Origin of the sequence: Saccharothrix sp. NRRL B-16348 (assembly GCF_001280085.1) — a bacterium.
GTDB lineage: Bacteria > Actinomycetota > Actinomycetes > Mycobacteriales > Pseudonocardiaceae > Actinosynnema.
In genome coordinates, this window is sequence record NZ_LGED01000029.1 from 1 (window position 1) to 9,836 (window position 9,836).

Genomic DNA, 9,836 nt, shown 5'->3' on the forward strand with positions numbered 1-9,836 from the left:
TACCGCGAGGCCGTCACCACCCTGATCGCCCGCGGTGTCGAACTGCCGACGTTGAACAACGGCCCCGCTGAGGCCACCTGGGATCCCGACCTGGCCAAGGTCATGACCACCACGGGCCTGATGGTCACCGAGGAGCACGTGCTGCCGTCACTCCTCTGACGCGAACCGCTTCACGTCCCGCCACCTGCCGAGAATGTCGTCCGTGCAGTTCAGGCGGCGTGGTGGTACTCGTCGAGGATGCCGCCCAGTCGTTGCCGTCGGCGGATGTCGAGTCGGATGAGCGCTGCTTGATCGGTGACGGCTGGTGGCAGCGTGCGCAGTGGTCGGGCGTCGGCGATGCCTTGGTGGGGGCGGTGGTTGTTGTAGAAGTGCTCGTACTCGTGCAGGGCGTGGAGTGAGTGTGGGGTGTCAAAAGTCGGCCACAGGATCTGACCTGCAATTATTGAGCCGAATGTGTTTACTTGCCTCCAAGATGGCGTAGCGGATGTGCGGTGCCTGGAATAGCCGCGGACGATGTGCGGCTGGCGTTGGCGGCGACGTAGGAAGTGGCGGGTCTCGTGGGCGAGGCGGTCGACGTTGCGGGCGCGGGAGGCGTTGACGTTGCGTTTGAGGTCCGCGTTGAGCAGCTCGTCGGGGTCCAACTCGGGGCTGTAGCCGGGCATCAGGTGCAGCTCGACCCGGTCGGCGTTGGTCTCCAGCCAGGAGCGGACGGCCTAGCTGCGGTGCACCGGGTGCCGGTCGGCGATGACGTGCACCTTCCGGCCGGACTGGCGTGCCACGCGGTCGAGGAACGAGGTGAAGACGGCGGCGGTGAACCGCTCGGTGAACACGGTGAACCACAGCGCGCCGCGCGAGGCGACCGCGGACATGACGTTGACCCGAAGGCGTTTCCCGGTCACCCGCACGATCGGAGTACGACCCATCGGCGTCCAGGACCGGCCGGGCGGTGCGGCGTCGGAGCGCAGCCCGCACTGGTCGACCCACACGATCGCCGCCCCCTCGGCCTTGGCGCGTGCTTCGATCGCCGGATAGTCCTCGTCCAGCCACGCGCGCACCGCGGCGGGCTGCTGTTCGTCTGCCCGCCGGGCCGGGCGCTGCGGGGTGAACCCGTGGCGGCGCAGCCATAATCCGACGCCCTGTTCGGTCATGTCGAACCCGACGACCAGCCTGATCAGCTCGACCACGGCCTGACGTGTCCACAGCGGGCCGCCGATCAGCAGTTCCTCGGGCGTGTAGTCGGCCATGCCGTGAACAGGGTGCCCGGTCCTCCGCGTTGACCAGTTCGGCGGGGCCGGGTCGTCCCTTGCGGGTCGCCAGGCCGTCGCGACCGTCCCGTCGGTAGGCGCGCCACCAGGTGCCCACCGACCGTTCGGATACTCCGAAGACCTCCGCGGCCTGCCGATAGCCCTCGACCCGACCGGCCTTCAACGCGGCCACCACCCGCAACCGCAGCACCTCACGCTCCGCAGGTGATAACCCAGTGAGCACCCTCGACCTCGATCACGAGTGATCAACCTACAGGAAGATGATCACTTTCGACTCGATATTCCGAATGGAATGGCAACATCGGGGCCGCCCTTCTGCGGTTTACTACGCGTCGAAATCCCGATGTCATGCACGTCAACCGAACGGGCGATCATACGCACTCCTGCGGTGGTACTCGATTCGCCGCACCGCCATTGACACTGGCGGAATGAACAGGATCGCCCGTGCCGTCCTGACCCTGGTCGTCACGACGCTCGCGTGGCTGACGCTGGCTGCATGCGCAGGGCCGGTCTGCGCCTGCGAGATCCCCAGTCCGCCCGACGGGCTCGCGGTCGCGGCGAACAGCGAGGAATGGGCGAAGAACCGATTGGCTTTACTGAAAGGGAAGCATCGTACGACAGGCATACTGGTAAGCGCATCGGACAAGGAGGGGTGGGAGTTCAACAGCAAGTTCAATAAAGACGATGATCCGATGGGTTTATACGCGCAAGGGCGACAACTTTTTATCGAGCGCGGCCTGATCCGGCCCGAGGCGGACGGCTTTGCATGGCACGTCGAAGGTAAAGCTGCCTTTCTCATGAACCAATACAACGTCCTGAATGCCGTATTGGTCATCAACCACCCCGGAGGCCCCTGCGAATACGTATCGGGATCCGGTTGCCTGAATCTCACCGCGCAAGCTATCCCGAAAGGAGCTACCCTGTGGGTGTGGTGGGGGGATCCCGACGTAGAGCCGCTGACGGTCCAGAAGCGTCCGTTCCACAATCCGGTGGACGACCCGGATAAACGGAAGAAGGGCAGGCGGTAGACCCGATGGAGGTGAACGCGGGAACACTACGCATTCTCGGTCGCATGTCCGACAACCTCGAAGCCCGCGACGCCGACGAACGGCAAAGCCTCGTGGATCTCGCACTCGAACGGCACGACGAAAGATGGAATATCGTTCTGCAATTCGAGCCGGACTCGAACCGGGCAGCCCGCCCTGTCCCACATGGGCGCCACGAACACCTCCTGGTGGGGATCCACGGAGACCGTGGCGCCGCCGTGCTCCATAAATTTAAGGACCCGGCCATCGGTGATTTCGTCATCACCGCCACCGTCGGCGAACATCAGTCAAAAACCCCTTCGCCAGTACCTTTGGACGACAGTGCCGGCATGTATTTCCTCACAGACCGCCTCATTCCGAAAAACGTCCTGCGAAGCGCCATCATCGAGTACGCACTCACCGGATCGGTATCGAAATCGGTCACGATGACACCCTTCGATTGGCATCGGGACCACTATCAAGTCGAATTCCCCGACGAGCTCCCCACCGGACACCGATGGCCGACTCCGGGCGAGACCTTCACCGGCGAGCCACCATTCTGAACCGATCACACACCGCAGCATCAAGCGGGCACGCCGGAATCCTGTGCCTCATCGCGAACGCCGCGAGTCCGCTGCGGGCCACGGTGGTCCAAGACCCCACCGCCTCACCGAGAGCGCCGTCGAGGTGCTGCAGAGGATGCTCGACGGCCGCCAGACGGTGACGCGAACCATTCTCAGGCCTGAGGTGTACCAGGTCCGGTGAACATCTCTGGGCTCGATCGGACTCTTCACGGCCGGTCGGCGGCCTGGTCGTGGTTGTTGTTGGCTGGCTCGGCGCCGGTGGCGGTCGAGGTGCTGCTCGGCCTTCGCCTCGGTCGCGGTGCCGCAGCGTCGACTGCGTGCCGCGTCGGCTGCCGTGTCGCCTTGGTATCGAGTACCGGGTGCTGGGGCTTGGTGGTCGGTGTCCCGGCGGGTAGTGGTCGCATCAAGCTGCGGCCGGGTAACACCGGCGGGCCATCGTCCCGGCCATGCGACCACAGGATGAGTTCATGGCCTGCCCGGACTGCGACGGCACCGGAGCATGCGGCCCCGAACGTGCCCCTGAGCCGTGCGAGATGTGCCAGGAGGGCGGGGTGGTGTCTCGGTTCGGGCTGGTGTGACATGCCCGGGTCGACGTCGAGTACGAATCACGTCACGGACCTCACGGTTGTATTCGTGCGCGCGGTGCTGCTCGGCTACCGCGTCGGGGTGCGCCGCGTCCGGCTGGTCGACGTCGGCTTCGGCGTGGTCGACGTCCTCGGCCGGTGGGCCCTGGTGGTCGACGCCGTGGTGGGGTTGGCGGTCGCCGGGTCGGTGGCGGCCTGGGCGTGCGCGACGTCGATGTTCGCCGCGTGCACCGCGTTGTCGTGGTGTTCATCGCGGCCGCGGACCTTGGCCACCGCGTGCCTCGGCCGCGCTGTGTTCACCGCCGTGCGCCGCGGCCGCCGTGGTGGTCGACGTTCTCGGTCACCTCGCACTCGCAGGTGGTCGACGTGCGCCTCGTTCGGGCGTCCTCGGCGGCCGCGTGCGGCTCGGCAACAGGGTTCGGGACGTCGTCACGGGTCTCGGTGTCGAGCGGGAACCCGAGGCCGCATCCGTCAGGGACGCGGCCTCCGTGCACGTGCGCTGCCCGCAGGCCTTCAGCCTGGCCTGACCTTCCTCAGCGGATCAGGGATCGAAGCACCGGAATGCTCACCCCGAAGCCGACCAGGCCGGCAAGGACCGCGCCTGCGACGGGCCCGCCGCTGAGGAAGGTCAGGCAGCCGACCACCGAGCCGATGAAGGCCGCCGCCAGGAGGACGAGGGCGGTGTGCACCGTGAAGAACGGCGCCGGATCGGGCTGGTTCGACGGCGTGCGGCTGGGCGTCGTCATGTTTCTTCTCCTTCGGATGACCGGGGTCCCCAGGGCCGGGCTGGCGGCTGGAGCCGGCATGGGCACCACAGTGCGACTCGAAGGAAGATCAACTCCCAGTTGCGACGAGCACACTCCGACAGAATCGGCCGACCTGGAACGATCCCCGCCGTGGCCCCCTGTCGGGCAGGATGATTGCGATGAATCGCGACAACGAGGGCGGTCCGGTCCGGCGGCCGCGGACGCTGGAACGGGCGCTGCCAGCACCGGGCCCATTGCGGGACCTGAAGGACCTGCTGTACGAGATGTACTTGGCAGCGGGCACGCCCAGCCTCGACAAGATGGCGGCGGACGTCGCCGAGGACGACGAACTATCGGGTTCGCCGAGCCGGGACACCATCAGACGCTGTATCAGTTCGCCCACCCTGCCGCCCGGCCAGGCGGACGCGGTCGCAGTCGCGGTCGTGCTGGCACGCCTGGCGAGGTGGGACGAGGACGTCGTGGCCGCACGGGTGCGCGCGCTGTGGGTGGAGGCGCTGATGCGCGTCCCTGCGGGCCGCCTGATCGGCGAGTACGACGACCAGCTCCTCCTCGACGACCTGGAGGTGCACCCGGCGCTATCCCCGGCAGCCGCCAGCACCGAGCTCGGCGCGTTGCCCGCCTACGTCGCCCGAGGGTTCGACGCGGAGCTGGCCGAGGTGGTCGACGCCGTGGTGGCGCGTGGGCGAAGCGACATCGCGGTGCTGGTCGGCGGTTCATCGACGGGCAAGACCAGGGCCTGCTGGGAGGCGGCCCGGCGGCTGCCGGACGGCTGGCGACTGTGGCACCCAGTCGAGCCCGACCCCGCGTCGGCCCTGATCGGACAGCTGGACCGGGTGGCGCCGCAGACCGTGGTGTGGCTGAACGAGGCCCAGCACTACCTGCTCGACCCGAAGCACGGCGCGCAGGTCGCCGGCGAACTTCGTGCCCTGCTCAACGCGCCCGACAGGGGCCCGGTCCTGATCCTGGGCACCATCTGGCCAGAGCACTGGGCGGACCTCACCTCCGAACCGAATCGGGGCCCGGACCCGCACGCGCAGGCGCGCCAGCTGGTCAAGAACCGGAGCATCGCCGTTCCCGGCGTGTTCACCAGCGAGGACCTGACGGCCGCCCGCTCCTTGGCCGCCGGCGATCCCCGCTTGGCGCAAGCCCTCCAGCACGCCGAACAAGGGCAGATCACGCAGTACCTCGCGGGCGCACCCGCCCTGATCGAACACTATGGTGCGGCGCCGCCAGCCGCGCGGGCGCTGATCGAGGCCGCCATGGACGCTCGACGGCTGGGCCACGGTCTGGCGCTCTCGCAGCCCCTGCTGGAGTCCAGCGCCGAGGGCTACCTCACCGACATCGAGTGGGACCTGCTGGACGACGACTGGCTGGAACGCGCCCTCGCCTACACGGCCATGCCGCTGCGCGGTACCCGGGGCCCACTCACCCGGATCCGCCCTCGTGCCGGTCATCGGTCGGAATCCGGCCGGCCGACCTATCGCCTGGCCGACTACCTCGAACAGCACGGCCGACAGCGCCGCCACGGCGACCGCGTACCCGCTGCGGCGTGGGAAGCACTCGTCCTGCACGCCGCCCCAGTCGACCGTGTCCGCCTTGCGGCCGCTGCCCACAACCGGGGCCTGCTGCGGATCGCGATGCGCCTCTACGCCGCCGCGGCGGATGGCAATGGCACCGGCAGGCACGAGGAATGGCGGCTGGCGTCCGGCCTGCTCAAAGGCGCGGGCCGGATGGAGGAGTGGCGCACCTGGCACCGCCGTGCTGTTGCGGCCGATGACGACGAAGCCGTCCGCACCGAGGCGCGGATCCTGCGCGAGGCGCAGGGGGCCGACGCGGCGCTCGCCTGGCTGCAGGGCGCCGTCGACGCCGGGAGCCGCGCCGCGGTGCGTGCCACGGCCAGGATGCTGAAGGAGGAAGGACAGCTGGAGGACGCGCTCGTCTGGTTCCTGCGTGATGCCGAGGCCGGTGCTCCGTTGGCGCTGGACATCGCCCAGACGCTGGAGAAGCTGGGCGGGATCGACGCAGCGCTGCACTGGTACGAGAAGTCCTTCGAGCAGGGCGACTCCGGCTCCTTGCAGTGGGTTGCCCGCAGGCTGGATGCGGCGGGCCGGCCAGATGAGGCGCTTGCCTGGTACCTGCGGGCGGTCGACGTAGTCGGCGGGTTCCTCTTCCTCGGCCGCACGGCGGAGTTGAAGGAGATGCTGCACGGCACGGAAGCCGCGCTGACGTGGCTCGGCGAACGCGCCGACGCGGGGGACACCCTCGCGCTTGGAGCGGCTGCCAGGCTGCTGACGGGAGCGGGAAGAGACGAGGCGGCGCTCGCCTGGCTACAAGAGCGGGCCGAGGCCGGCGATGCCGGGGCCTGGCGAGAGATCGCGTTGATCTGGAAGCGGGCGGGGCGGAAGGCGGAGGCCCTCACCTACTACGACCGCGCCGTGAGGGAGGGCGACGAGCTCGCCCACATGTGGGGCGCAGAGATGCTGAAGCTGGCGGGGGACAAGGCGGCGGCGCTCACCTGGTACAAGCGCGCCGCCGACGCAGGAGCGACCTACGCCCCATTGCACGCGGCGAAAATTCTGCAGGAGGCCGGCCGGGTGGAGGAGGCGCTTGACTGGTACGAGCGCGCTGCCCCAACGGACCCTGGCGAGCTGAGCAAGGCAGCATCGATGCTGCGGGACGTCGGGCGTCAGGAGGATGCGCTGGCCTGGTACCGGCGCGCCGCTGACGCCGGGGACGGTAGTGCTCTGCGGTCAACAGCGGAGCTGCTGGAAGAGATGGGCCGAGCCGAGGAGGCTGCCAGACTGACGCGGTACGGCTGGGAGCCCGACAACACGATCGCCGATCCGTGGGAGGTGGTGGAGGCAAGGGAACCGGACGGCGGCGGGCGCTGAGTTCGGGCTCAGTAGTCGGAGGGGTGGTCGGTGCGGCTACGTGTAGGAGGACGGCCACGGTGAGGCATCGGCGTCGAAAAAGGCCAAGAGGTGATCGGTGAGTGCCGTCCTCGGCGGCAACCCAAATCTTCTGCACGGCGGGCCGAACCGACCCTGTGCCGCTCGAAAAGTCATCGCTGCTGCTCAGGCGGCGTGTCTGTACTCGTTGATGAGTCCGCCGAGGATGCGGGTGCGTTGCAGTCTGCGGGTGTCGAGGTCGTGTACCGCGGCGGGGTGTTGCCGGGCGTCGGGCGGTAGTTGGTCGCGGGCCTGGTGGGGTCGGTGTCAGTTGTAGGGGTGCTCGTAGGTCGTGAGGACTTGTCGTGCGTGGGCTTCGCCGATGATCAGAATGTGGTCGAGGAGTTCGCGTCGGAGGGTGCCGATGACCCGTTCGCAGTGGGCGTTCACCCGAGGTGCCTGTGGCGCGCTCTTGATGATGTGTAGGTCGTCGCCCTGGAAGACGGCGTCGAACGCGTGGCTGTACTTGTCGTCGCGGTCGCGGAGCAGGAAGCGTACGGACTCCATCCGGTGTCCGAGGTCGGCGGCGAGGTTCCTGGCCTGCTGGGTCGTCCATTCCCGGGTCGGGTGAGTGTGGGGTTGACCCGTTCTGACGGACAGGGTGGGGTTGACCCCACAGCTCAGCGTCTCAGCGCAAAGTTCTGGAACCCCACAGGCACAGCGCGCGGGCGGGCCTGGCGACCGAGGCGCGGCGGGCCGGGCACGACGTCAAGACGATCAGCGCCCACACCGGGCACGTGCCGAACTCGGCGGTGTTGTACCGCTACCTGCGCGTAGTCGACCAGTGGGGCGACAACGCGGCGGCGGGAATCGGGCTGTAGGTCACCTGACGTTGCGTTCGCGCTCACCGGTCTCCGGCGGGCGTGGCGGGGTGTCCTTGGGCATGTTCTTGGCGATCGTCGCCAGCGTCGTCTTGATCGCCGCCAAGTTCTCCAGGCTCTTTACGATCTTGGCTCGCTGTGTCTTCGGGTGGTGAGTGCCGCCGCTGACGTAGGTCTTGTCGAACATGACCTCGACGTCGATCCGGTACTTGTCGGTGTACTTCGCGCCATCCTGCGCTTCGTAAGCGATGGTGACCGTCACCTGGTTGGGCGCGCCCTCGTAGTTGACCATTTCGGTGGTGCCGTTCGGGAACTCGCCCGCGTAGTAGATGTTGTCCAGCTCCGCGCCAGGCGCGAGTATCGGGATCGGACGCGCGTATCGGCGCTTCAGGAAGGGGATCAGGCTGTCCGACGCCTTCGCAGGCGTGGGGTCGGGCAACGGCGGATCGAACGAGACCACGATGTTGCGCGCGATCGTCTGACCGCTGTTCCTGATCACCAAAAGCAAGGTGTGTTGGCTGAACGGCTCCTCGCGGAGTTCCGCGGTGACGATCGGGCGGCTACGTGCCTGACCGTCCAGCTCGGCGCGCTTCAACGTGCGGTTGCCGTTGCGCGCCGACCAGATCGCCGCCCGGCGCTGACGAACGCCGCGACAGCACTCGCGCTTGCGGCGCTCGCCGTAATCCAAACCGGCTCCACCAGTACCTCCCGTGTCGGTGAAGTCGGTGAGCCTAGCCGCGCCGATCGTCGGAGGTGGTCAATGCCAGCGCTGAGCCAGCTCCCGCTCCGTGCGCCGCTGCTGAACCATCGCTGCCACGTCGAGCACCCCGCCGGTCTCCGTCGACCCGGATACCAGGGCCTCGATCGCCTTCGCCGGCACGACGTACCGGGTGCGGATCCGCACCGCAGGGAACGCGTCCTCGCGGATCGCCCGGTACAGCGTCGACGGGGCGACGCGGAGGATGCACGCGGCCTCGGACACGGTGTGGAACAGCGGCGCGTTGGTCGTGGTCGTCATAGTGCAGGGATTACATGCCCGGCTGGTCGCGAAAGCTTTTCGCGACCGCGTCCACCCGATCGTGTGCCGGTCGAGTAGGGCGAAGGTCAACGTTTTCCCAGCTCAAACGCCGTAGGTGTATGTACACAGCTTGTTGCGCTCATGCGACAACGCCCCTAGGGTGGGGTTTGCAGCTCTCCACGGAGTCGCGAGGAACCACCGCTTGGACCGGGTGACCGGACCCTTCCGCCTCGGCGGATGCAGCGGCCTCGGGCTCCGTGGGGAGCTGACTACTTTCCGGGCAAGGGCCACCAGGACTGCCCGGTGATGATCGATTGATCGCCCAACACCTTGATGCCGAAGTTCAGGACCTGTCCGGCCGGACCGCGTCGGATCTGGTGGGCGCACTCCAGCAGGTAGTCCGGCGAGCAGTTGCCGTACGCGTCTGGCGCGATGGCGGCATTCAACATGCCCGCGTACACATCGGCGGCCTGGAGCCCGTCGTAGGCACCCGTGCCTGCCACCTCGATGTTCGACGTGACGAGCGACCATGGGACGGGGACGGGCGACCACGTCGCGGGACACGTCGTGGTGATGTAGGTGGTCGTCGCAGCGTGGTCGTGCCCCCTCACGTGCGCGACCTTCGTGATGGCGCGCCGGGTGCCGCCGGGCCAGTCGCGGGCTATGAGCGCGATCCGTTCGAACAGCAGTCGGGACGCGTAGTTGTAGGTCTTCACGATGTCGCCTGTCGGCGGCCAGTGAAAGATCCCCATAGGCGGCCACTTACCGCCCCGTAGGTGGCCGGCGATCTCCCCGCTGACGGCCAGATATCTCCCCGGTGAGCA

At 67.9% G+C, this 9,836-nt stretch carries 10 protein-coding genes and 2 pseudogenes; 4 read left to right on the plus strand and 8 right to left on the minus strand.

The annotated features are described in order from the left end of the window. Positions 1–42 precede the first annotated feature (42 nt). A complete protein-coding gene (locus ADK67_RS55280) occupies positions 43–159 on the plus strand; it encodes a DUF2399 domain-containing protein (RefSeq protein WP_442974110.1) in 117 nt (38 codons plus the stop codon). Between the two features lie 50 nt (positions 160–209). Here the strand turns inward: ADK67_RS55280 and ADK67_RS53385 are convergent. Together ADK67_RS53385 and ADK67_RS55285 are read right to left on the minus strand one after the other, a co-directional pair. Further along, a pseudogene (locus tag ADK67_RS53385) lies at positions 210–1,280 on the minus strand (IS630 family transposase); the annotation flags it as partial. Positions 1,281–1,302: 22 nt separating this feature from the next. Next, positions 1,303–1,488: pseudogene (locus ADK67_RS55285) on the minus strand (helix-turn-helix domain-containing protein); the annotation flags it as partial. 205 nt (positions 1,489–1,693) lie between these two features. On the opposite strand from ADK67_RS55285, the gene ADK67_RS48680 reads away from it, so the two are divergent. Both ADK67_RS48680 and ADK67_RS48685 read left to right on the plus strand, forming a co-directional pair. Next, the gene (locus tag ADK67_RS48680) at positions 1,694–2,293 is read left to right on the plus strand and encodes a DddA-like double-stranded DNA deaminase toxin (protein WP_197289307.1); all 600 of its coding nucleotides are present in this window, start codon (positions 1,694–1,696) and stop codon (positions 2,291–2,293) included. 44 nt (positions 2,294–2,337) lie between these two features. Next, the gene (locus ADK67_RS48685; protein ID WP_197289308.1) at positions 2,338–2,853 is read left to right on the plus strand and encodes an Imm1 family immunity protein; all 516 of its coding nucleotides are present in this window, start codon (positions 2,338–2,340) and stop codon (positions 2,851–2,853) included. A 674-nt stretch (positions 2,854–3,527) separates the two neighbouring features. Here the strand turns inward: ADK67_RS48685 and ADK67_RS06145 are convergent. Further along, complete coding sequence (locus ADK67_RS06145; protein WP_053715414.1) at positions 3,528–3,758, minus strand: hypothetical protein; 231 nt, start codon at positions 3,756–3,758, stop codon at positions 3,528–3,530. A 233-nt stretch (positions 3,759–3,991) separates the two neighbouring features. Continuing rightward, positions 3,992–4,204 carry a hypothetical protein gene (locus ADK67_RS06155; protein ID WP_053715416.1) on the minus strand — a complete coding sequence of 71 codons (213 nt, stop codon included), beginning with the start codon at positions 4,202–4,204 and terminating at the stop codon, positions 3,992–3,994. Between the two features lie 179 nt (positions 4,205–4,383). On the opposite strand from ADK67_RS06155, the gene ADK67_RS06160 reads away from it, so the two are divergent. After that, the gene (locus ADK67_RS06160; protein ID WP_157619957.1) at positions 4,384–7,116 is read left to right on the plus strand and encodes a tetratricopeptide repeat protein; all 2,733 of its coding nucleotides are present in this window, start codon (positions 4,384–4,386) and stop codon (positions 7,114–7,116) included. 324 nt (positions 7,117–7,440) lie between these two features. On the opposite strand, the gene ADK67_RS53390 is transcribed toward ADK67_RS06160, so the two are convergent. The 4 genes from ADK67_RS53390 to ADK67_RS06180 form a co-directional block, all read right to left on the minus strand. After that, positions 7,441–7,680 (minus strand): integrase core domain-containing protein, encoded by a 240-nt coding sequence (locus ADK67_RS53390; RefSeq protein ID WP_053715418.1) that lies wholly within the window; start codon positions 7,678–7,680, stop codon positions 7,441–7,443. Positions 7,681–7,995: 315 nt separating this feature from the next. Beyond that, entirely contained in the window at positions 7,996–8,682 is a 687-nt protein-coding gene (locus tag ADK67_RS06170) for a hypothetical protein (RefSeq protein WP_053715419.1), read from the minus strand. Positions 8,683–8,751: 69 nt separating this feature from the next. Then, the gene (locus ADK67_RS06175; RefSeq protein WP_053715420.1) at positions 8,752–9,012 is read right to left on the minus strand and encodes a helix-turn-helix domain-containing protein; all 261 of its coding nucleotides are present in this window, start codon (positions 9,010–9,012) and stop codon (positions 8,752–8,754) included. Positions 9,013–9,281: 269 nt separating this feature from the next. Then, positions 9,282–9,836 (minus strand): hypothetical protein (locus tag ADK67_RS06180; RefSeq protein WP_231648038.1); only part of this gene is annotated, 555 nt, incomplete at its 5' end.

Coding starts and splice junctions, on each gene's coding strand:
- ADK67_RS48680 (WP_197289307.1), top strand. CDS start 1,694: ATGAACAGGATCGCCCGTGCCGTCCTGACCCTGGTCGTCACGACGCTC.
- ADK67_RS06160 (WP_157619957.1), top strand. CDS start 4,384: ATGAATCGCGACAACGAGGGCGGTCCGGTCCGGCGGCCGCGGACGCTG.
- ADK67_RS06155 (WP_053715416.1), bottom strand. CDS start 4,204: ATGACGACGCCCAGCCGCACGCCGTCGAACCAGCCCGATCCGGCGCCG.
- ADK67_RS53390 (WP_053715418.1), bottom strand. CDS start 7,680: ATGGAGTCCGTACGCTTCCTGCTCCGCGACCGCGACGACAAGTACAGC.
- ADK67_RS06175 (WP_053715420.1), bottom strand. CDS start 9,012: ATGACGACCACGACCAACGCGCCGCTGTTCCACACCGTGTCCGAGGCC.
- ADK67_RS48685 (WP_197289308.1), top strand. CDS start 2,338: ATGTCCGACAACCTCGAAGCCCGCGACGCCGACGAACGGCAAAGCCTC.